This is a genomic window from Streptomyces sp. 2-1 (assembly GCF_048564895.1).
Taxonomy (GTDB): Bacteria; Actinomycetota; Actinomycetes; order Streptomycetales; family Streptomycetaceae; genus Streptomyces; species Streptomyces phaeochromogenes.
This window is the reverse complement of record NZ_CP183383.1, coordinates 226,129-247,755: the sequence shown is the minus strand read 5'-3', so window position 1 is coordinate 247,755 and position 21,627 is coordinate 226,129. Positions and strand designations below refer to the sequence as shown.

The 21,627-nt window shown below is 66.4% G+C and carries 16 protein-coding genes and 6 pseudogenes; 11 read left to right on the top strand and 11 right to left on the bottom strand.

The features are described 5' to 3' along the window. Positions 1-94 precede the first annotated feature (94 nt). A complete protein-coding gene (locus ACN20J_RS01190) occupies positions 95-877 on the bottom strand; it encodes a hypothetical protein (RefSeq protein ID WP_419664885.1) in 783 nt (260 codons plus the stop codon). Between the two features lie 152 nt (positions 878-1,029). Here ACN20J_RS01190 and ACN20J_RS01185 point away from each other — a divergent pair. After that, positions 1,030-1,113 (top strand): annotated as a pseudogene (locus tag ACN20J_RS01185) (IS5/IS1182 family transposase); the annotation flags it as partial. A 1-nt stretch (position 1,114) separates the two neighbouring features. Here ACN20J_RS01185 and ACN20J_RS01180 read toward each other — a convergent pair. After that, positions 1,115-1,399: a transposase gene (locus tag ACN20J_RS01180; RefSeq protein WP_419664884.1), complete on the bottom strand. Its 285-nt coding sequence runs from the start codon at positions 1,397-1,399 to the stop codon at positions 1,115-1,117. Between the two features lie 354 nt (positions 1,400-1,753). On the opposite strand from ACN20J_RS01180, the gene ACN20J_RS01175 reads away from it, so the two are divergent. The 3 genes and pseudogenes from ACN20J_RS01175 (at position 1,754) to ACN20J_RS01165 (ending at position 4,524) form a co-directional block, all read left to right on the top strand. After that, positions 1,754-2,890: an amidohydrolase family protein gene (locus ACN20J_RS01175; protein ID WP_419664883.1), complete on the top strand. Its 1,137-nt coding sequence runs from the start codon at positions 1,754-1,756 to the stop codon at positions 2,888-2,890. Between the two features lie 158 nt (positions 2,891-3,048). Then, positions 3,049-3,855: pseudogene (locus ACN20J_RS01170) on the top strand (IS5 family transposase). Positions 3,856-3,898: 43 nt separating this feature from the next. Next, positions 3,899-4,524: pseudogene (locus ACN20J_RS01165) on the top strand (DUF6000 family protein). A gap of 276 nt (positions 4,525-4,800) precedes the next feature. On the opposite strand, the gene ACN20J_RS01160 reads toward ACN20J_RS01165, so the two are convergent. The 5 genes and pseudogenes from ACN20J_RS01160 to ACN20J_RS01140 all read right to left on the bottom strand — a co-directional run bounded on the left by ACN20J_RS01160 (position 4,801) and on the right by ACN20J_RS01140 (position 10,426). Further along, the gene (locus ACN20J_RS01160) at positions 4,801-5,097 is read right to left on the bottom strand and encodes a hypothetical protein (RefSeq protein ID WP_419664882.1); all 297 of its coding nucleotides are present in this window, start codon (positions 5,095-5,097) and stop codon (positions 4,801-4,803) included. Continuing rightward, positions 5,098-5,666: pseudogene (locus tag ACN20J_RS01155) on the bottom strand (ADP-ribosylglycohydrolase family protein); the annotation flags it as partial. A 64-nt stretch (positions 5,667-5,730) separates the two neighbouring features. Further along, positions 5,731-7,137 carry a Na+/H+ antiporter NhaC family protein gene (locus ACN20J_RS01150; protein ID WP_419664881.1) on the bottom strand — a complete coding sequence of 469 codons (1,407 nt, stop codon included), beginning with the start codon at positions 7,135-7,137 and terminating at the stop codon, positions 5,731-5,733. A 248-nt stretch (positions 7,138-7,385) separates the two neighbouring features. Next, entirely contained in the window at positions 7,386-8,834 is a 1,449-nt protein-coding gene (locus ACN20J_RS01145) for a M81 family metallopeptidase (protein WP_419664880.1), read from the bottom strand. Between the two features lie 251 nt (positions 8,835-9,085). Then, the gene (locus ACN20J_RS01140; protein ID WP_419664879.1) at positions 9,086-10,426 is read right to left on the bottom strand and encodes a diaminopimelate decarboxylase; all 1,341 of its coding nucleotides are present in this window, start codon (positions 10,424-10,426) and stop codon (positions 9,086-9,088) included. Between the two features lie 118 nt (positions 10,427-10,544). On the opposite strand from ACN20J_RS01140, the gene ACN20J_RS01135 reads away from it, so the two are divergent. The 3 genes from ACN20J_RS01135 (at position 10,545) to ACN20J_RS01125 (ending at position 12,731) form a co-directional block, all read left to right on the top strand. Then, complete coding sequence (locus ACN20J_RS01135) at positions 10,545-11,576, top strand: Lrp/AsnC family transcriptional regulator (RefSeq protein ID WP_419664878.1); 1,032 nt, start codon at positions 10,545-10,547, stop codon at positions 11,574-11,576. Positions 11,577-11,796: 220 nt separating this feature from the next. Next, entirely contained in the window at positions 11,797-12,243 is a 447-nt protein-coding gene (locus tag ACN20J_RS01130; protein ID WP_419664877.1) for a DUF6292 family protein, read from the top strand. Between the two features lie 146 nt (positions 12,244-12,389). Further along, positions 12,390-12,731 (top strand): hypothetical protein, encoded by a 342-nt coding sequence (locus tag ACN20J_RS01125; RefSeq protein WP_419664876.1) that lies wholly within the window; start codon positions 12,390-12,392, stop codon positions 12,729-12,731. A 330-nt stretch (positions 12,732-13,061) separates the two neighbouring features. Here ACN20J_RS01125 and ACN20J_RS01120 read toward each other — a convergent pair whose 3' ends face one another. After that, the gene (locus ACN20J_RS01120; protein ID WP_419664875.1) at positions 13,062-14,669 is read right to left on the bottom strand and encodes an ISL3 family transposase; all 1,608 of its coding nucleotides are present in this window, start codon (positions 14,667-14,669) and stop codon (positions 13,062-13,064) included. 33 nt (positions 14,670-14,702) lie between these two features. Here ACN20J_RS01120 and ACN20J_RS01115 point away from each other — a divergent pair, with 33 nt between their 5' ends. From ACN20J_RS01115 to ACN20J_RS01105, 3 genes are all read left to right on the top strand, one after another. Next, complete coding sequence (locus tag ACN20J_RS01115; RefSeq protein WP_419664874.1) at positions 14,703-14,903, top strand: hypothetical protein; 201 nt, start codon at positions 14,703-14,705, stop codon at positions 14,901-14,903. Positions 14,904-15,007: 104 nt separating this feature from the next. Next, entirely contained in the window at positions 15,008-15,292 is a 285-nt protein-coding gene (locus ACN20J_RS01110) for a hypothetical protein (RefSeq protein ID WP_326732820.1), read from the top strand. Next, on the top strand, positions 15,280-15,666 hold the full coding sequence (locus ACN20J_RS01105; RefSeq protein ID WP_419664873.1) for a hypothetical protein: 387 nt from the start codon (positions 15,280-15,282) through the stop codon (positions 15,664-15,666). Before ACN20J_RS01110 ends, ACN20J_RS01105 begins: the two co-directional genes overlap by 13 nt. Before the next feature lie 51 nt (positions 15,667-15,717). On the opposite strand, the gene ACN20J_RS01100 is transcribed toward ACN20J_RS01105, so the two are convergent. Then, a complete protein-coding gene (locus ACN20J_RS01100; RefSeq protein ID WP_419664872.1) occupies positions 15,718-16,545 on the bottom strand; it encodes an IS5 family transposase in 828 nt (275 codons plus the stop codon). Between the two features lie 446 nt (positions 16,546-16,991). Between ACN20J_RS01100 and ACN20J_RS01095 the strand changes: the two are divergent. Then, positions 16,992-17,888 (top strand): annotated as a pseudogene (locus ACN20J_RS01095) (IS5 family transposase); the annotation flags it as partial. Positions 17,889-18,086: 198 nt separating this feature from the next. Here the strand turns inward: ACN20J_RS01095 and ACN20J_RS01090 are convergent. Both ACN20J_RS01090 and ACN20J_RS01085 read right to left on the bottom strand, forming a co-directional pair. After that, positions 18,087-20,702: an NACHT domain-containing protein gene (locus ACN20J_RS01090; RefSeq protein ID WP_419664871.1), complete on the bottom strand. Its 2,616-nt coding sequence runs from the start codon at positions 20,700-20,702 to the stop codon at positions 18,087-18,089. A gap of 633 nt (positions 20,703-21,335) precedes the next feature. Continuing rightward, positions 21,336-21,581, bottom strand: a pseudogene (locus ACN20J_RS01085) (hypothetical protein); the annotation flags it as partial. Between the last annotated feature and the right edge of the window lie 46 nt (positions 21,582-21,627).

Here is a 21,627-nt window from a genome sequence, read left to right as displayed (position 1 = left end):
GCGCTCCGCGGCCCGCCGACGCAGCGCTCCGAGCATGCTGTCGGAGTCTTCGAGGGCCAATGCCACGACATCGAAGCCTCCATGCCGTGAGGAGTCACTCTTCGGACGAGTCCAGGTGGAGGACGACCGCCACCGTGCCCAGCGCCGGCACGGTGCCCTCCGGTTCGATACCGATCTCATGCGGTGTCAAACCAAGACAGTTGGTACGGAAGGCTGCGCCGACGACGAGCGGAGTGCTGATGCGGCAGGTGACCGGGGCGTCCGCCAGGGACTGCAGGCGGATCATGAGCTGTCCCTCGCTCGGGACGGTCAGGCCCACGAGCCGTACCAGGGGGTGGTCCAGGGTCAGGAACCGTGTCTGTGCTGGTAGTCCGGCCCGGGTTTCGGCGCGGGCGCGGACTGGCATCAGCGGATGGCTGGTGACGGCGGCGGTGCGCGCCGCCAGCTGGTCGATGGGCCCTGCGGCCTTCTCGTCGGCCTCTGTGATGGCGATGCTGTAGCGGAACGTGTGGTGGAACGCCTGCCGGGCGGGGAAGTTCGTGTCCCAGATGTTGCTGTGCACCCAGGAGAACACGGTGCCCGGTTCCTCTTGCGGGAGCGACTGCGGGTAGGGCGCGTAGGGAATCACGATTCCGCCGAGTTGGACGAGCGGGGCGCCGGCCATTGCCAGCGCGGCGTGATGGGTGTCGTCACTCAGGCGGATCCAGCGCCGGATCACCCGCATGTGGGTGGCAGACCCCGGCACGGTCTCCCGGACGGTGCCGAAGACGCCGCCTGTGGCCTCCGTGTGCACTACGGGGTTGTCCAGGGCCAACGGGAAGGCGAAGAACGCACTCTCCTTGGTGAGCGTCGCGGTCTTGTCGATGCGGTTCTCCACGTCTGCGCGGGCTGCGTCGTGCGGGAGGTGCGCCTTGATCCGGAGCCGGCGGGTTCCGGATCAAGGCGCACTCGTAGACGAGGGTGTGGCCGGTGGCGTCCGTGGTGCGGTCGACGAGGGCCGCCAGTGGTGCGGCGCGACGCGAGGAGGTGCATCGAGTCGATGACGCCGGCCTCATCGACGTCTCGCGCGTGGTCCTCGACTCCGCTCACGTGGGGGCTAGAAATGGGGGCGAACTCAAGGTCCGGGACCCTCTTTTTTCGTGTCGATGTGGCTGCCGTCGATCACCGCCCGGGACCAGTCGATCTCGTTTGCCGCGTTCAGCTGGGCAAGCAGGATCCGATGCAGATCGTCGAACACCCCGGCGTTGATCCACCGCTTGATCCGCCGCCAGCACGTCATGCCTGACCTGAAGCCGAGTTCCTGCGGAAGGTCTTCTCCGCCGATCCCGGTATGCAGCACGTACAAGATGCCCTGCAGGCACTGCCGATCCGGCACCGGCCGCGGACCGGGCGTCTTCATAGGGCCACGGCGCAAGCAACGGCTCGAGAAGCTCCCACAACTGATCATTTAGCAGAACGCGTGAGCAGCTCTTTAACGTTCGTCTCAGGTTCGCTCGGTAGGAAGTAGGCATGCGGATAAGCGATGCAACCCGTATGTAGAAGGCTAGTGATGGCAGTCGACGCAGCACCATCGGGGAGGGAATGCGCAGCCCGGCCGGTTGCGGTTCGAGGCGGCCACCAGGGCGCTGGCGACGGCGTTCTCTCTGAGCGCTGCCGCAGTGCGCGAGCAGGACGCGAAGACCCCCTGAAACATCTCGCAGACGGATGCCGTACGGATACCTCACCACACAAACGCCTGAAGAGAGGGACTGACATGAAGCCCATGGGACGCCGCGGCTTTCTCACCGCCAGCACGGCACTTGGCATTGGTGCCGGCTTGTCCACGCACGCCATTGTCTCGGAAGTGAACGAGAACGAGACTTCGGACAAGACTTCGGACATTTCACGACGGGACCAGGACCTGTCCTTCATCGGCACGGAGGAGACCTTTACGACTCCCACGTTGTTGAAGCTGAACTCCATCAATCAGGATCACATAGATTTCCTTGAGGAAATTGGTCTTTCGGATCTAGGTCAACGCCGCATCGGCGATATGGATAAGGGGGGACTCAACGTTCAAATCCTCTCTGCTCATACACCCTCCGTGCAAAATGTCCCTGGGCAAAGGGGCATCGACCTTGCCTATCGTCTCAACCGGCAACTTGTAGAAGGGCCAATCGCCAAATATCCGGGCCGCTTCAAGGCTTTCGCCACCTTGCCCTTGCAGAGCCCGGAGGCGGCGGCGGACGAACTGGAACGCTCGGTTCGGGAAGATGGTTTCTTGGGCGCACTGACCAACGGACACATCACGAAGAAGTATCTCGATCATCCCGATTTTGAGCCTGTGCTGGCACGTGCCGTTGCTCTCGATGTGCCGATCTATCTGCATCCCGGCTATCCAGCTGACGAGGTCTTCAAGATCTACTACAGCACCACACGGTCTGAATACACGGAAGAGTTCCAAGACTACATTTTTAGTGGGTCTGGATATGGCTGGCACCAGGAGGTGCTGACCCAATGCGTTCGGATGATCACGTACGGGGTTTTCGACAGATTCCCCAAACTGAAAATCATCATCGGCCACATGGGCGAAGGTCTTCCCTTCTACTACGAGCGGATCGTCAATGACATGGGCGAGCCGACCAAAGAATCGCTCGAGAAGCCCATCGCGCAATACTTCCAGGACAACTTCTGGGTCACAACCAGCGCATTCCCCCAGACTGAACTGCTCGATCTCCTGCTGAAGTACATAAGCGTGGATCGAGTGATGTTCGCAACCGACTACCCGTTCGCGGACATAAAGGAACAGACCGACTGGTTCCGCGGAGTCGATTTGCCACGCGAAGACAAGGAAAAGATTGCATTCCGAAATGCGGAGAAACTGTTCAGAATGAAAGTGCCCGTGAAGTGATACGCCAGCGGCGGCCGGAGTGAAAGAACGATTGCTGTAAGGCGAGAGTGCGGCCGAAGTGTGCAATGCGCGGCTGCCCCATAACGCGGTCTCATACAGGCTCTTCTAAGAGGATGTCTCACGTGCTCGTGTGGTGAGCTGCGGCATCATTGCTGCTTGTGGGTGTCGATCTGTCGCAGCGGCTGGTTCCTGACGGTCTGTGGGAGCTGGTCGCACGGTTGCTGCCGTCGTTCAACTCCCGTCCGCAGGGCGGCGGGACCGTCCGTGTGACGAGCGGGCCGTGTTCAAGGCGGTCGTGTATGTGCTGACCAGCGGGTGCGCCTGGCGGCATCTGCCGGAGACGTTCGGCGTCTCGCTCGCGACCGCGCATCGCCGGTTCACCGCGTGGACCCGGGCGGGACTGTGGCGTCGGCTCCACCGGGCGGTCCTGGACGAACTCGGTGCGCGGGGCGAGCTGGACTGGGCCTCGGCGATCGTCGATCCCGCCTCGGTCCGGGCCAAGGGGGGCACGCTGACTGGGCCGACCCCGGTCGATCGCGGAAAGAAGGGCAGCAAGCTGCATGTGCTGTCCGAGGCCCAGGGCATCCCGCTGGCCGTCGCGGTGTCCGGTGCGAACACCCACGACAGCCTGGCTCTGAAGCCGCTGATCCGCGGTATACCCGCCGTCCGCTCCCGCCGCGGGCCGCGACGGCGTGGGCCCGTCGAACTCCGCGCGGACAAGGCGTATTTCTCCGCCGAACACCTCACCTGGCTGCGTGAGCGAGGGCTCGTCCCGCGCATCGCGCGTCCCGGGATCGAATCGAGCGAGCGGCTCGGCCGGCACCGCTGGAAGATCGAGCGGTCGATCGCCTGGCTTCCGCTGGCTCACCGTCCGGTACGAGCGAAAGGGATCTCACTTCCTCGCCTTCCTCGGCCTCGCAGCCGCCCTCACCTGCTACAAGAAGCTCGCGAAACTCGCCACGTGAGACATCCTCTAAGTCGGAGGCGGTCCTGGCGGCCCTCCGGGGGATGAGCCATGATGCGGCGATGAGCGTGCAGCATCCGCAAGACATTGGCCAAGGACACGTTGTGGCCCGCTATGTCTCCAATGAGCGGCGATATTTGAAACTTCTGGGCGGTGGTTTTCTCCGACTCGGAGAATCGGAGCGGTCTGCGTTCATTGCTGCCTTGCGAGCCGATGCTCTTCAAGTGAGTCCAGAGGAGATCGGTGCTTTGCTCGGATACGAATGGCGTTCCCGACTGACCGCTGCATGGCTCGTTGGGGTGGCTCGACGGTGTGAGTGGCGGGAGCGCGTTGGAGAACTGCTGCTGGCCAGCGAGCTGACGTATGCAGGTCAGGGCTACTGCTTCGCGCTCGCCCAGTTCGGTGCAAAAACGATGCGGAGATCTTGGTGTCCTACTTGGATCGGTATCTTCCTCACTTGGAGTGCCGGTATGACCAGGGCCCCGCCCTTGGGGCTTTGCTGCGACTGGACTCCCGGTTGGGCACGAGCCATGCCGAGCGGTTCGTTGTCCGGGACGGTCTTTGGGAACGGTGGGTCGATGCGCTTCCGCATACCCGCGGAACAGCAGATGCGTGGGCTGATGCGTCCAGAAGCAGGATCGATGCTTGGTGCAACCTCTGGGACGCTTGATCACCTTCGGAGTCAGTCCCGACGTCACAGATCTCCTTGTCTATTACTTGTGACGGTGCGTCCGGCGATGCGGCTGAGGTCGGGCATGCCGAGCGTGACGGTCGTTCGCTGGTTGCTCTGAGCGAGTTTGGCTTTGGCGCGCCGGCGAGGCTGACCTGGAGCCCTTCGACTTCGCCGAGCCAGCCCTCGCGTTCGGCTTCCTCGATGCGTGCGTTGAGGTTGTCGATGACCTCGACGAGGCGGGGTCGTTTGGTCGGGTCGGGCCGCTGCCCCCTCCTACGCCCCGACCCCGCCCAGCGCGGCCGGCTGGTGGAGATCCGCGACAACCTCTTGGATCGGATCAGCGAAGCCGAGCACGAAGGCTGGCTCGGCGAGATCGATGGGCTCCGCGTCAGCCTCGCCGGGGCCGAATCCAAGATCGGCCAACTCGACGCGGCAGTGCCCGGCGGCCCGGTTCTGCTGGGGCTGCCGACGCCCCGACCGCCCCGCAGGAGTGATCAGGCTCCAGGGGTGGGCGACGACCAGCCATCGTCTGCTGCGAGGCGACGGCCCCGACGGCATTATTGCGGGCAATCACACCCGTCTCATCGACAGCCCCTCTCCGAGGCGGTGTGCAAGGTGGAGCAGTTCGGGCAGGTACAGCACTCGTCCGTCGAATCCTGGGAGGGGGACATGGAGCGGCTTGGTCCAGTGGGCGGGGATCGCGTCCAGCCCGTAATACGCCCCTCGAGGCCTCCGGTCACCGCGGCGACGGTGTCCGTGTCACCGCCCAGGTCTATCGCTGCGCGTATCGCGTCTTCGAAGCTATCGGTGGTGCGCAGGGCCCAGACGGCGGAGCCCAGACAGGGCCAGACGGCACCGTTGAACTCGGTCGCCTGATCGGGGTGCCAGTCGGGCGCGAGGACGGTGGCGTAGCGGCCGCGGTGGTCGGGGTGGACAAGAGCCAGGACGTCCGGGAGCGCGGCGAGTGGGTCAGTGTCCTCGAACGTGACGCGGATGAGCTCGTGGAAGATCGCGGTGCCTTCCCAGGCCGCGCGGTCCCCGTGGGTGAGGGCAGCGATGCGGCGGGCTGCGCCCATGGTGGCTTCCTGGCCGGCGGCCGCGAAGTGGACTGCGGAGGTCGACGCCCGCATATTCGATCCTATGGGGATCGCTGTCCAAGAACCTCGGGGCGCCTCAACTTTCCGAGCGTGGAGGGCGGCTGTGTCAGCGCAGCTCGAAGACCAGGATGACGGCGTACAGCAGGGTCGCCGGAACAAGAATCAGGACGCCCGTGACGAGCAGGTTGCGCAGGTTCGACGACCGGGCCAGGCCCATCGCTCCCACCATGTTGCCGTTGGGGAACGGACCGTATGTGTCCAGCTTCGAGGCGAACAGCAGCACGATCACCCAGGCATTGGCGCTCACGCCGATGCTGGTCGCGAGGTCACCGAAGACCTGGTCGAGAAGGACCACGTGTGCGGCTGCCGCTCCAGGAGCGCCGAGCATGCCCAGCAGGGCAGTCACTGCCACGAATGCCAGGGGGGACATCGAGCCGAGGTCGTCGTTGAACATCGTGCGCAGCACGTCGAACGGCTTCAAGTGTTCGATGGCCATGAAGAAGACGGCCATCAGCCAGAACAGGAAGAACATCCTGAGCTGCGTAGAGGCTCCCCGAATCGCGTGCTGCACTGTCGTAGGGACCGGCAGGCCGCCGGCGACACCGGTGACGACAGCGATCACCGGCAGGGCGAGCAACGGAAACGATGTTCCGGCGCCGGCAGCGATGGCGTAACCGACGCAGACAGCCAGGGTGACAGCGAAGGCGACGGTCGCGCGGGTGCGCCGAATACCGGGGGTTGGCTCGTCGGTCTCGGCGACCTCCGAGCCGTCATATTCATCACCGGTGTTCTCGGTACGCCGTTGCACCCACGGGATGACGATCATGCCGCCGATGACAGAGAGCACGGCCAGCGGGGCGGCACCGTAGAGCAGGTACTGCGGGTAGCTGACGCCCGCTGAGGTCATGATCGCCACGTTGGTTCCCGCGAAGGGGGCAACGGCCAGGCCCGCGGAGCCGCCCAGAAACATCATTGCTGCTGTTGCGGAACGCGTGAAGCCGAGACGGGCGGCCACCGGGAGTAGCAGCGGGGCCGCCACGGCCAGCGCTCCCGCCAGAGTGCCCAGCGCGGCGACCAGGACAAGGCAGACCAGCATGATGCCGAGGATGGTGCGTTTGGGACTCTTGTCGCCGGTCACCCGCAGCATGGACTTGACGATGGTGTTGGCGGCACCGGTGATGCGGAGAATCTCACCTGTGCCGGCGCCGAGCATGATGATCACGCCGATCATCGTCACGGTTTCCCCGAGCGAAGCGCCGAACATGTCCCCGATGGCGCTGGGAGCCGGCAGGAGCATGAGCAGCACGCTCATCACCGACACGGCTGTCGCGATGAGGATGTCCATCCCCAGCAGGGTGAGCAGTGAGAAGAAGACGACTGGCAGCAGGCCCCACAGCGTCGGTGGCGACGTCGCGATCCCTGCGATCAGGGAGCCAACCAGGCCGACAGCGGCTGTCGCAGGGACAAGGCGGCGCCCTTTGGGCTCTGACCGGTCATTCGGGCCGAGCGGCATCTCGGACTCCTTGGTGGGGGACGTCGCTACAGCGGTCGTAGGACCGGTTCGCGGACAGTCGTGCAAGTCGCTCATGGCGTGCCTCCGTGTCGGTTGGATGAGTGGCTTTCCAGGGGCGGCACGGACGGTCCCTGCCGGGACATCGGTGCCAGGTGTGCGGGCCCGCAAAGGGCGCGTCGGTCGGTTGCTGAGGGGCAGTGCTGCGTGGGCGAGGCCTGCGGGAGACCAGCAGCACGTGCGGGAGCTGCTTACTTCTCAGAGATCGGCCACTTGGGAAGCCTCGCCTTTTGATACGTCAGATCGCTCCACCGGGGAGTCGCCGAACCAGGCGCACCGACATACAAGGCGTGGGGCGAGAGCTGCGAGAACGACTTGTAGAAGTGATGGGCGGACTTGACGACCACTACGGCCTTGTCATCGAGGGTGCACCCCAGTCCGGTGAACAGATCGATGTTCAGGGCCTGTGCCCGCTCGGATGTGAGCACGCACTCGATACCGTTGGCTTCCACCAGGGCGGCGTCCCCGACCGACAGAGGCTCTCCTGTTTGATTGGTCTCCGTGTGCTTGCGGCGCAGCGCCTTCACCTGGAAGACCTCGTCGACGGGGCTTCCTGACATGGGGCTGGTCTTGCCGCCGACGCGCAGCGGCAATCGCGCGCCCACGCCGGCTGCGAAGGCGGTCTGCACCGCCATCGGGTCCCACAGTGGTCCGAGGGCCACATTGGTGATTCCTCGTTCGATCAGCCGCTGCAGGATGAAGGTGGAGTCTCCGGCTGCGCCGCTTCCAGGGTTGTCGGAGCGGTCAGCGAGGATGGCGGGCCTGGGGCGCTGACTCAGCGCGGCGTCGAGAGCTTCATCGACCATCAGGTACCGGACGAGGAACTCTTCCCGCAGGGAGATCAGTTCGTCTGCCAGTTGCTGTGCCGTCTTATGAGCCGTCGGCAGGTCTGCGTCCGTGTAGACGAGGACCTTCGTTCCCATGTCCGGTACGTCTCCTGTGGCGAAGCCCTGGATGGTGGACACGGAGAGCACGCCGCCCTGTCCTTCCAGGGCCTTCATCCGGGCGACGTACGAGAGGCCCGGCTCGCGGGAGGTGTGCAGGGGGATGACCATGTCGGTGTCGATGACGGCGGGAACCGGCCGGATCTCCCCGGCGAACGTTTTTGCACACAGGTCGACGAGCTCCACGGCCCGGTCCTCGATGTCCGAGTGCGGATACTCCTTGTAAGCGATCAGGACGTCGGCGTTGGCCACCATGGCGTCACTCAGGTGTGCGTGCGGATCGAGTTCGCATCCGATCATTGCATCCGGACCGGCCACCTCTCGTACCCGCGTGATGATGTCGCCCTCGCAGTCGTCGTAGCCGTCGGCGACCATGGCGCCGTGGAGGCCGAGGAGAACCACGTCGACGGGCAGACTGCGCCCCAGGTCCGCCAGGAGCTCGTCGCGCAGGCCCTCGTAGGCCTCGCGGGAGACCAGGCCTGCGGGGTGGGTGTTGGCGAAGACCCCATCGAGGATCGTCCACCCTTCCTGGTGGGCCCGTCGTTTGGCCACCGTCATGGGGGCGGAGTACCGGGTCATGTGCTCCGGATGCGTTCCTGCGGGAAAGTAGCCGTGCTCGTGGAAGGCGTCCATCCCGGTGGGCAGGGGCGAGAAGGTGTTCGTCTCGGTGCCGATCCCGGCGGTGAAGACACGCATGGTCATCCTTTGCTCGGTCTGTGCTTGCAGTAGCGACCAGTTCAGGGAGGTACATCGGGCAGGAGCGCGCGATCCTGGACAGTCGCGTTCGGGCGTATCCAGCTGTGCTGGCGGCTCCTGGCTCGGTGCGTGGCGCACCGGCGGAAGCGGCGGCCGGTGTGCCGCGGCGCTGTGCATGCCGGCCCGGTCCCGGCGCGAGGCGAGGGACCGGCCCGTGGGGCCACGCGCGGAGTGTGGTGCTCGAGGTGACTTCAGCGGTCCTCGGCGCTGAGGGCCAGGAGGGCGTCGCGGTGTTCCGCGCCTGCCTCTGCGACGACTTCCGCCGTGGACTGGGCGGTGCGGATGGGGACGAAGACCGTGCCGTCACCGGCACTGCTGAATCCGTGTACGGCCGGGCGGGGCAGGCTGTTGTAGGAGAAGTGGGACGAGAAGTAGTAGGCGCCGGTGTCGCGCAGGACCACCAGGTCGCCTTCCGTCAGCTCCGGCAGCTCGCGGCCGTGGGCCACGACGTCGCCGGCGAAACAGCATGGCCCGGCCACGTCCTGGACCAGTTCGCGGCCGCGGCGGCGTCGGCCGCCGGCATCGTAGGCCTCTACTCGCAGCGGCCACGCCTGAGGCATGAACACGGTGCGCGTCGCGGTCTGCGCGCCGGCATGGGTGATGGCGATGCGCCGCCCGCCGGCGTCCTTGGTGTATTCGACCAGCGCGGCGATGAAGCCGTTCTTTGCCAGCAGGGACCGACCGAACTCGGTGACGAGCGAGTAGCGGCCGCTGAAGAGTTCGGGCACGCGCGCCCGCAGCACCGCTACGTACTCCGTGTAGCTGGGGCGGACCGAGTCGTCGTCGAAGTTGACCGGCAGGCCTCCGCCGATGTCCAGGCTGATTACCTGGCGCCGCCCGACGGCGGCGTTGATCTCTTCGGCGAGTTCATACGCCGCGCGCACGCCCTCGGCGATGAGTTCCAGCGGGCAGCCCTGCGAGCCGACGTGCACGTGCAGGCGCGTGAGCCAGGGTCGGGCGGCAAATGCCGACACCACTTCGTCGCGCATGTCGGGATCGGCGAGCGGGACACCGAATTTCGAACTGGCGGAGGCCGTACTCATCGCACTGATCGACCCTGCTCCCACCTGGGGGTTGACGCGGATTCCCAGGACGGAAGCCGTCTGTGGCGTGACCAGTTCGTCGATCCGCTTGAGCTCGTCGAGATTGTCCGCGTTCACCGCCACTCCGAGTTCGAGCGCCTCGGCCAGTTCTGCGCGCGTCTTGGCCGGCGAGTCCAGAACGATGCGTTCGGCAGGAAACCCCGCAGCAAGAGCCTGTGCCAGTTCGCCCGGGCTGGCCACCTCGCAGCCGAGCCCTCTGGCTGCCAGCAACCGCAGCACCGGGACGAGCGGGCATGCCTTCGCGGCAAAGGCGTGCAGAACCGTGACCCCTTCGAACGCGCTCTGCAGTTCGCCGACCGTCGTGTGCACCCCGTCGATGTCGATGAACCCGGCCACCGGATGCGCGGCCCCGGTGAGTCCCGCCTCGACCGCGGCCCGAACGACCCGATCGAATCGGCCTTCGCTGGATAGCTGACTGTCCCGGTCCATGGATGCACCTTCCTGTTCGTGTCCCTCAGACTCACCCCACTGCGGCGCACCGGATCCTGGACGCTGAAATTCGTCGTCTGTTCGCTGAATCAAGCCGAAATATTGCATACTCCGCTACATGACCCTCAGTGACCTGCCTGATCTCGTCGTCGATGAGATTGATCTCGAGCTCATCAACGCGCTGCAGGTGGCCCCACGGGCGACGTGGGCCGTCCTGGGCCGGACGCTCAGGCTCGATTCGGCCACCGTCGCGCGGCGGTGGCAGCGCCTCAGCGCGGCCGGTCTGGCCTGGGTGACCTGCACCGTGGGCCCGTCCAGGCACAGCGATTCGTGCATGGCGTACGTCCGTGTCGTCACGGCACAAGGTCACTTCGATGATGTGGCGACACGTCTCGTGGAGAATCCGGCCGTGCGCTACGTGCACCACACGACGGGAGCGAGTTCCCTGCTCGTGGTGGTCGCCCGGAGAAGCCCCGCAGCCGTGGCCCACTTCCTGCGCGACGTCCTGGACGTCATGCCCGGCGTGCTGTCGTACCAGTCCGAGATCCGCACGGTCGGTTACAGCGAACCGAGTCGTTGGCGCCTGCGGAGTCTTGCCCCAGCGCAGCAGCAGACCCTCCAGGCGCCGGCCGTCGAAGCCCGCGGAATCAGGGTGGACGAGGTCGACCGATCCCTCTACGAGTTGCTCCACACAGACGGGCGCATGGGCTTTACGGAGATGGCCGAACAGGCAGGCGTCAGCGAGGCCACCGTCCGTCGGCGGGTGAACCGGCTTCTTGCCAGCGGCTCCCTGCGGCTCAGATGCGAGGTGGCGCAATCGGTGTCCGGATGGCCGACGACCGCCATCCTGTGGGCGCGCGTACCGCCCTCTTCTCTCGACCAGGTCGCGCGTGCGCTCGTCCCGCGCCCCGAAGTCCGCCTGAGCTGTTCCCTGTCGGGTCCCGACAACCTGCTGACGATGGTGTGGCTACGAACCCCGGCCGAGCTCCCGGAGTTCGAACGCGTCCTGTCCGAGAGCCATCCGGAGTACACCGTGACCGACCGAGCCGTCTGCCTGCACACCATGAAGCAGATGGGGCGCCAACTCGACGCGGACGGGCGCTGCATCCGCGCGCTCGCGATGAACCCGACTGCTTTCCCCGTCACCTGACCCCGCCGCCCTGGAGCATTGGGTGGGCCGCGCCACACCCGCGGACGTCTTGGCCGTGTACCACGGCCGGCTGCGAAGGGGAGCGTGAGGACCGGCCGGTCGCCGAAGCGGTCAGCGATCGCATCCGCGCGAAGTTCGGGCCCGGCGTGATCGGCCCGGCCGCCTCGTTCCTGCGTGTCTCCTGACCCTTTCAACCCGCTCGAATGTGGAGGCGGGACTGGTGCTGCTCAACCCGCCCGGGCTGCTCCCGGCCGGCTCGCTGCCGCACTGGCCGTACGCTCAGGCCATCGACCAGGCGCTCACCGCCCAGGGCATCCCGCCCGGCATCGTCCGCGTGGAGCGCACCTACCGCATGCGCGACGTGACCATGTACCTGGTGCTCATCTGGGATGTGAGTCGCTGCGCCGGCCTGGGCGGCATCCAGCTCACGTGGCAGGAAGACTCTGGTTGGTCCCACGCCCTGCTCCGCGGCAGTCCCGGGTCTGCGCTCCTCAGAGGGCCACTCGCCGCGCTGCACCGGGTGTTTGCGCCACCAGAGGCCGTCGCGGACGTGGCCGGCTCACTGGTGTCCCGACACTTCAGCAACTATGAGGCGCAATGGCACGGGGAATGGAACCGAGCGCAAGAGGTGCGCCCCGCGATCGACGCATTCCGGTGCCACTTCTGAGGGATGCCGCCGCCCCTGCCGGCATACCGAGGACGCGGCATCATGACCATCCCCTCACGAGGTGGGCCAGTTGCACGGCAGCAGGCAAAGAAGGAACCCTGACGGTGATACCGCTGCCTGAGCCATCGCCAGAGGGGGATGAGGAATTGAACGCCGACCAGCAAGACGCGCGCATCGGTTGGTCCGGCAAGCTCTGGCGTGCTTGGGAGTCGTTGCGCGGCAGGGGCTGCTGGTACGCGGTCTTCTGGCCGGGCGGTGAACCGTACAGCGATGAGCGGGCCGTTGTCCTGCGCCGCACGCGGTACCGGTGGCAGGCCTCCCGGTGGGTCCGGGACTTCGGAAGGGGTCTCCGCTCGCCGATCCTGGTCGCACCGCACGACCTGACCCCGCAGTACGAGTCCATGCGGCCTCTCTACCCATACCCTGACCGGCCTCTTGGAATGGACGAGCAGGTCCTCGGCCGCATGCCCGGGAAGCGCGACGCCTGAGGAAGGCGGTTGCGACCCGGCTGCGCTGTTCGTGAGCCGAGTCCGAGCGACGCCGCCCCGAGGGATCGAGCGCGAATGTCTCCTTCTGCGTCGACTTCGTGTTCTCCGGCGTAGCCGTTGTGCCGTCGCCGGTGGTGAGCACGAGTCCTGGCACAATGCGCTGTCCCGTCAGTCAGGCGCGGGCGGTCTCGATGGAGTTCGTCGGGTGGGCGAATCGGGCCTCGAGCTGGAAGTGCTTGTCAGTGTGTCGGCGACGCGTGAATCGTGGTTCTGGATCACTTTCAGTGCCAGAGCCACGGACGGTCACCGAAACCGCGATCATGAACGGCTTCATGCCGCGAGGAGGACTCGTTTGCGCAGGAGGTCGAAGTTGGCGCGGCCGAACATCTGGCGTTTCAACATCTTGATCTTGTTGTTGTGGCCTTCGACGGCGCCGGAGCTGTAGCGCAGGCTGAGGCCAGCGACGACGGCGTCGAGGTCCTGGCCGAGGCCGGTGACGAAGGAGCGCAGAGCCGGCAGGTCGTCGGCCTGGACGTCGTCGATCCACTGGCCGAGTCGTCGGCCTTGACGGTCGTTCACCAACTCGGCGAATGCCCGGACGTGTTGTGCAGTCCGGTCGAGTTCCGGACAGCGGGCCAGGACGGCCTTGAGGCGCTGGGACTGGTCGTCGTTGAGGCTGTCCGGGTGGCGGGTGATCCAGCTGGTCACGTCCCGGACTGAGGGATGTTTGCGGGGCGAATCGTCGTGCGGGAAGGCGTCGCGGAGCCTGTGCACATACCTCCGAACGACACTTTCGCCTCCTGCGTAGCCGCGGTCGCGGAGTTCCTCGAACAGGCGGCGGGCGGTGGTGCAGCCCTCGTTCCACCGCTGGTGCAGGTAGGGCTTAAAAGGATCGAGGATGCTCGGGAGATTCGTCCATTTCCCGACGAGGAGCTCATCCGCGGTCACTGCATGGGCGAAGCGGCGGACCGTGTTGCGGGCCAGGCCCAACTGCCGGGCGATGGCCCGCAGCCCGACGCCCTGGTTGAGCAGGTCGTGGACGGCCGCGTGTCGCTCTCGAACCCGGTCGGGGAGTCTGCCCGACCGTCGCGGCTCGGCCGCAGTGTCCGCCACGAGCTCCGCCATCTCCGAGAACGCGGCGGTGCGGGGCTGGTCAACATCCGGCTCGCGCAGCAGGGCGCGGTGCTGGACGACGGTCTTCTCGACGGTATCCGCGAGGTTCTTCCAGATATGCCACCGGTCCGCGACGTGGACCGCGTTCGGGGCGCCCAGGCGGCCGGCCTCGGCATAGGCGAGCGAGCGGTCACGGTAAATCACTTCAACACCGGGATGCTCGGCGAGCCAGGTGGCCACCGTCGACACCTTGCGGTCAGGCAGCAGATCCACCGGGCGCCTGGTCTCAATATCCACCAGGACGGTGGCATAGACATGCCCTTTGCGCAGCGCGAACTCATCCACCCCGAGCACCTTCGGCGTGTGCGGTTCCGGTTCGGGCAGGGCCCGAATAAGGCGCAACAGCGTAGATCGGCTGGCCGGGACGGCAAGCGTGTCCACCAGCCGAGCACCCGCCCGGCCAGCCAGCATCAGCGCCAGCCGTTCAAGCACTACCTGCAGCCCGGCACTTCGCCGACCGTAGCGGAACGTCAGCCCGCTGATCTGCTCAACGAACGTCGTCTGCGGACACGCGCCCTCGCCGCAGCGAAACCGGCGGACCCGTAACTCGATCACCACCCTGCGGTGCCCGACCGCGCTGTCCGCAAGGCGCCGAACGTACCGACTGTGCACCCGCCGCGACATCGCACCACAGCCGGAACACGCGGCCCACTCCACCGTCGCCCGGGCCCGCACGACGACCAACTCACCGTCCACCGCTACATTTTCGATCCGTACACCATCGACCCGGTGGAACCACAGGTCCTCAAGGAAGACATCACCCACAGCCGTTCATGATCGCGGTTTCGGTGACCGTCCGTGGCTCTGGCACTGAAAGTGATCCAGAACCACTTTTCAGCCGTCGCCGACAAGGGCGGGCCGCTGCGTGGATGCGGGTCGGCTATAGGAAGGTTCTGCCACCGGCACTGCGCTCTGCCCTTCGAACTGTGGAAGGCCGCCATCTCGGCAGGTGGCCCCGACAACATCACGCTCGCGGTCGTACGCGTCTCGGACGATTGACGGTTCCACGCATCACGCTCGCGGAGACCCAACAGGGGAACCGGACCAGGCCACCGCGCTGTCTTCAGAGACACCATCCGATTTGCCGGTACGGGGGACTTCTGATGAGGCGTGTACGAGCATCGGTCTGGGCCGCGGCCCTGGCGCTGACCGCGGGAAGCCTTCTTGTGGGCTGTTCTCAGGAGTACGACGACAAGCGGGGCATGGGCGACGCCCCGGTGCAGGGCCGCAAGGGGGACGACAGCCCGGCCGAGGTGTACAACATGCCGGACGGCTTCGGGAATCTCGCCACCAAGTGCGTGGGCCACGGCTTCCGCGCGTATGTCACGACGAACGCCGACGCTCCGTCGAACGTCCAGATCGTCGAGGACAAGTCATGCGCGGGCTGAGCATGACGGCAGGGCCGCGGTCGGGGAAGCGCCGCCTGCGGCCTTGCCGGCGCCGTCGTCGTCGGCCGACGCAAGCGGGCGTCGCCACCTGCGGTGCGCTGCTGCTTGCCGTCCTGCTCACCGGCTGCTCCCAGGAGCACGACGACGAGCGGGGCAAGGGCGACGCCCCGGTGCAGGGAAAGGCGGGCGAGGACACCGCGGCGGAGGTCTACAACTTCCCGGACGGCTTCGGAAACCTCGCCACGAAGTGTGTCGGGGACGGCAAGCGGGGCTACGCCACCACCAAGTTCGAGCAGGCGGAGGACAACGACGTCGTCGTGATCATTCCGGCGAACGCGGTGATCGTCGACGACCCGGAATGCTCGGCACCGTGATGGAAAACGTTGAAAGAGTGTTTTGTCCTGGGGATGTTGTTTGGTTCCAAGTCAGGCATAGCGCCAGTTCAGGGTGGATTCGCGGGTCAGCCGTCTGCTTATGAGGTCGATCATCGCAATGCGGATCATGGCTTCGGAGCGATGAGGATGGGTCTCGTAGTCGCGGGCGAGACGGCGATGGTGCATCAGCCAGCCGAAGGTCCGCTCGACGACCCAGCGCCGCGGGATCACCTTGAATCCCTTCGCGGACGGATCGCGGCGGACGGCTTCGACGTCGATACCGAGACGTGCGCCGTGATCGATGGCTTTGGTGCGATACCCGGTGTCCGTCCAGGCCTTTCTGACCTGCGGGTTTGAAGTGGCGATCCGGGACAGCAGGTGGATGCCGGAGACGCTGGCAGCGGTGACCCAGACGGCGAGGAGCAGGCCGAGAGTGTCGACGCCGAGGTGACGCTTGCGGCCTGCGATCTTCTTCCCTGCGTCGATTCCCTGCCCAGAAGCCGGCACGTTCGCGGAGGTCTTGACGCTCTGGGCATCGAGCACGCAGGCGCTCGGCTCGGCGTTCCGGCCTTCGGCTTGGCGGACCAACTGGCGAAGGATGCCGTTGAGTTGGTGGAAGACACCGTCCTTCTGCCACGCGGCGAAGTACCCGTAGACGGTCTCCCACGGTGCGAAGTCGTGCGGCAGGTAGCGCCAAGGGATCCCGGTTCGGTCGACATACAGGATGGCGTCGATGATCCGGCGCAGGTCATGCTGGGGCGGGCGCCCGATATCCAGGCCCTTGCCCCTGCGCTCGGCCCGCCAGGCAGTCCGGGCGGGCTCAACCAACTCCCAGCGGGCATCGGACAGATCACTGGGATACGGGCGCTGTCGCGTCATGTTTCGGTATTACCGTCGGGACCCTCGCATCGGCAGGGCGCAAAAGGGGTTCAGCAGGGGCGCCTTGGGATCAGACAGGAGCGAACGGGCCGAAAAGGCCTGCGCATGTCGTCAACGGCATCACCTGACACACGAGATATCCCTGGCCCCGGCACTCTTGAATCGACCTGACACCCAAAGAGCCACCAAACGACATCCCCGGGACAAAACACTCTTTTAGTAGGTGTTTTTGATCCCTGGCCGTGAGGTGGGTACGGCTGAATGATCTGGGTTGTGGGGGTTGGCGGGACGGCTCGGCGGTACTGCCGAGAGTGCGGTGATCCGCTGCCGCAGACGATGGCGGCGGAGGCTGTGTTCTGCTCAGGACGGTGCAGGTCACGGCGGTGGCGGAGGCTTCAGCGGACCCGGGAGCGGGTCATCGCGATGCAGCGGGGTGAGCAGGCGCAGTGCCCGGTTTGTGGCCGGACGTGGACGGTGGGAGTGGAGCGGTCGAAGGCGGCGGTGTACTGCTCGGACCGTTGCCGGGTAAGGGCCTGTCGTCAGCGGCGGGCGTCGCGGAACGGCGTTCCGGAAACGCCGTAGTCGATCGCCTCACGAGCTACTCGCCGGAGAAATGGCCCCGGCGAGAGATCGTCGACGGCATCCGCTACATCGTCGACAACGGCGCGAAGTGGCGGGCACTGCCTGCGGATTTCCCACCCTGGGAGACGGTTTACGGGTTCTTCTGGCGATGGAACCGAGCCGGGGTCGTCACCCACATCCGCGATCAGCTCCGTCGGAGGATCCGCACCGGCAAAGGCCGCTGCCCGCACCCGGTGACACTGATCGTGGACTCCCAGTCGGTCAAGGGCGCCTCCACCGTCGGCCGCGGCAGCCGCGGCTACGACGCCGCCAAGAAAATCAACGGCCGCAAACGACACATCACCGTGGACACGCTCCGCCTGCCGGTGATGCTCACGGTGACGCCCGCCGACATCCAGGACCGCGACGCCGCCCGCGACGTCTTCTGGCGCCTGCGCCTCACCCAGCCGCAGATCACCCAGATCTGGGCCGACCGCGGCTACGCCGGCGACCTCGTCGACTGGGCCCGCGACCGCCTCTGGCTCACCCTGCGCATCGTCTCCCGCCCCAAGGGCACCAAGGGCTTCGTCGTCCTGCCCCGCCGCTGGAAAGTCGAACGCACGATCGGCTGGTGCATGAACGCCCGCCGCAACGCACGCGACTACGAACGCCTGCCCCAGCACTCCGAAGCACACCTGAACTGGGCACTCATCACCATGATGACCCGGCGCCTCACCCACAAAAGCCCCCGCACGAGCCAGTGGACGCGCCAAGCGCCAGCCGGCGGTTGATGCAGCCCTGCCCGCTCGTACGCTAATGGTCTGGGGGCGCACGTGCCGCAGAAGCTCGGCTTATTACTAGCCGCCGAAGAGCCCTCGGAGGGCCGATGCGGAGCCACCGAAGGAAAGTATTCGACCAGGGAAGGTGCCCGGCGCACGCCCTTCGACCGCGGCGGCGGGCCGGTCGCATATGTCGAGCGCTCATCGGGTACCCGCCCCGCTCCCTTGCCCTTCCCTGGATATCGGCAGCCGCTCCTCGATTCGTGCGGCCAGCCGATTTGACCAGTGCTCCTCGTACCAGCGTTCGGCGAGGCGGCGATGCAACTCGACATGACGGAACTCATACACGGCACCGGACCGGCGCAGCACGCCATGGGTCTCGTGCGCATGGGCCAGGAAGCGGACCAGGCGCCAGGGGACGTCGCCGGTCAACGCCAGAAAGGCCCGCACAGGCAGGAAACTGGTCAGGAGCAGCAGCGTCCCGAGCGACGAGGCGGCCCGCGCCGTCATCTGCCGAACCAGTCCTTCCGCCGCCAGGGCCGTCAGTGCGACTGCCGTCCATTCCCATGGCTCGAACCGGGCCCAATCCGTGCCAAGCCACTGCCAGAGTGCGATCACGAGAATGAGTACCACCACAACGGGCGTCAGACGTATCGCGAGACGCGCCAGGAACTTCCGGACGATGGTTACCGCCGTAAGAGCCGCGCATCCGACCACCGCCCATTCCCGCAGGCCATAGGCGCTCCATTGCCGGGCAGGTTCCGGCCAGAGCGTGACCACGAGAGCGATCACGGCGACGATCGGCTCGGCCAGCCAGTCCGTGACGCGGTAAAGGATCTTGTGCCAGCGGCGGAAGGTGTTGTTGCGCGCCCACCACGGTGCCCACGTGTCGCGGAGACTGCGGCCGAAGCCCATGCGTACGCGGGGTGGTGGTGGCCGTCGGCTAAGCATCGGTCGGAGATAGAGCGCCGCCCCGGCCACAAGCCGGTAGCTTTGCCAAGCCGCGAGGCCGACGAGACAGGGTGCGATCGGCAGGTGGGCGTACCTGTCGGCTGCCTGGACCGCGGCCACGGTGCCTGCAGCGGCCAGCAATTCAGACCACGAATAGGGTCTGAGAATCGCCCACGTATGGTGAAAGGCCCACGTATAGAGCCTGCAGAAGTCCCGCCTATCTGCCATGACCAGGCTGACGAGCCAGCCCGCGCACCAGCCAGCGATCCACAAGGGCGGCAGTCGCAAAGGCCAGAACGCGACAACCGCGCAAGCCGCCCCGGCGTACCGCCACTGGCCAATCAAACCGGCCAGCATCGATGAAGGCCAGTACAGCAGTTTGTAGGACTGAATCCGAGCGAGTCTGTAGACCGTCCATGCGGCCACCGTGTACCAGCACCAGTCGGGGAGGCTGCCGGAGTACTCCTGCACCAGCAGAGCCAGGAGCACGACGAGGGCGACGGAGGCGACCGCATAGGTGATCCTGCGCCAGACGTCTGGCACCAGACGGTCCCGCAGGTCCGCCATCGGGCGGATCGCCGAGATGCTGCCCGAATGGAGGGCCCTGGCTAGGAACAGGAAGGCCTTCTCCGCCCGTTCGACCGTCCATCCGCAGTCATCCTGCCGGGTGGCAACGCTGCTGGGTGTGCGGTACGCGCTCGGGATAAAGGCGTCGAACAGGTGCTCCCCGATCACGGCACTTGTCGGGAAGCGCGCGGTGTCGCAGAGTTCGGCCGGATCCCGATCGCTCCTGTCGGGTGCGTACACGGTACGGGCGAGGCTGATGTTCAGGGGTGTACTGAGAGCCAGGGCGACGGGTTCGGCTGTGCCCAGCCGGTGCAGCACAGGATCCCAACGGTCGGCGCGGGCGGGGCTCGCGGCATCCCGCCTCAGGTACCGGGCGACGGCGGTCTGATCCAGTGGGCGCAGCACGACGGCCGCGGCGTTGCGGAGTTTCACCGGAGGCTCTGTTCCGATGCCCAGGCATTCCTGGCCGTCGCCTGCGATGCGCCGGAATTCGGCTGTACGACTGGACACCACGACGCGCTCCCCGGGTCGTAGAGCCTCGTTGATGGTTCTAACAGCCAGCGCCCGGTGGTCTGATGGCAGTTCGTCCAGACCGTCCAAGATGAGGAGCAGGTGCCGACGGCTCACAAGGGCCTCGGCACAGTCGAGATCTCTCAGGGGGCTTGGTGCGGGTTTCCCCAGCATGGGGTGCTGGAGAACAAGTTGGGTGGTCAGCCAGTCGTGGAGGGCCAGCCCATCCGGGTTCCAGGTGGCCAGCGGTAACAGGACCGGTACGGGCTCGCCCGGCAGACGTCGGTGCAGCAGGTCGAGGGTGAGGCGGAGCAGCAGCATGGTCTTTCCGGCCCCCGGTTCACCGACGACGATCAGGCGCCCTGTGGGGACCTTGGCGAGGACCGCAGCGATCTCATTGTCCGAGCCCGCGAGGTCGTTCGGCCCGGCTGCCCAAGCGGCGGGGTCCGACGGCGGGCCGCCGGGGTACGCCATGGCCGTGTCCCGCAGGTAGTCCCAGCTCTCAGTCAGGTCCGTGGGCGCTGACTCCCACGAGACGGGCAGCGGCTGCGGGTCGTTGAGACGCCGCAGCGTGGCCTCGGCCTCCCAACGTATGCGCACTTCGTCGGCGAGCGAGTCGAGCAGCGCGTTGAGCGTGGTCTGGTCCGCCTCCATACGGGAGAAGCGGAAGTCCTGCCAAGTGAGATACGCCGGGGGCAGTGTCGGGAGAAGCATCAGCAGCGTCCCGGGCACCCCGAGCGCGAAGCTGTAGGAGATCCACAGGGAGGCCGCCGCCGTGCCGACGGACACTCCGAGGTGCACCAACCAGATTTGCCGTATACGCGACCTTGTGCGCCCCATGACGGCATTGTTCTCAGTAGCTGCCCGCCGAACCACCAGATCGGCGATTTCGGATGCAGCCCGTCGCAGCAATGTCCGGGGCACGAGCGACCCCGTAGCCGTGGAGCCATGCGAGAGGCCAGTGATGAATGCCGCTCCCGGTGGGTGAGCTGTTCGGTGGCCCGGCAGTAGGGGATCGCGGGCCTTGATGTGGTCGGCCGACGCGCTGCCGATCTGTGGTGGGCAGGTGCTCCGCCTAGCACGACGAGCATCAGCTCGACGAGGCTGGCGCTGCCCCAGCGCCGCCCGCCGTCGATAGCACCAGGATGAAAAACACCTACTCAGCCCCCGACTGATGCGGACAGGTAAGCCCTAGACGCACTGCGTCGTTCACAGCGCCCAGCGTGTGGCCACGCCACCCGAGGAGCGCCGGACGGCGGGGACCGGCCGGAAAGCACATCATCATGACCTCATATCCGTGCAAGCGCCCCGTACGGCGCAGCGAGACGCCCCCCCAGCAGCCTGAAGGCCTGCAGCAGATCCGCGACGCCCTGCCACCCGCTCCTGAGACGCGTACCGTGCCGCCCGCTCCGCGCCCGGCCGCAGGTTTTCGAGTGCGTCGGCCAACAGGTCGGCGTCAGGCTCGGTCAGGCGGGGCGCGCGGCGCCGGATAAACGCCACCGATTCGTACCGTTCGTAGACGAGCACTTCCAACAGTTTGCTGTTGTGCTCAGTCCACTCCGGGTTCCGGGAGGTGATGAGGACACGGCCCAGACCTGTGGGGAGCAGGTCCCAGATCTGGTCCGGTTCATCCGCGCAGTCCAGGATCAGCAGCAAGCGCGCGTACGGTCACCGCTGTCCTGTCGCAGTGGAACCGCTCCAGGTCTGATGGAGC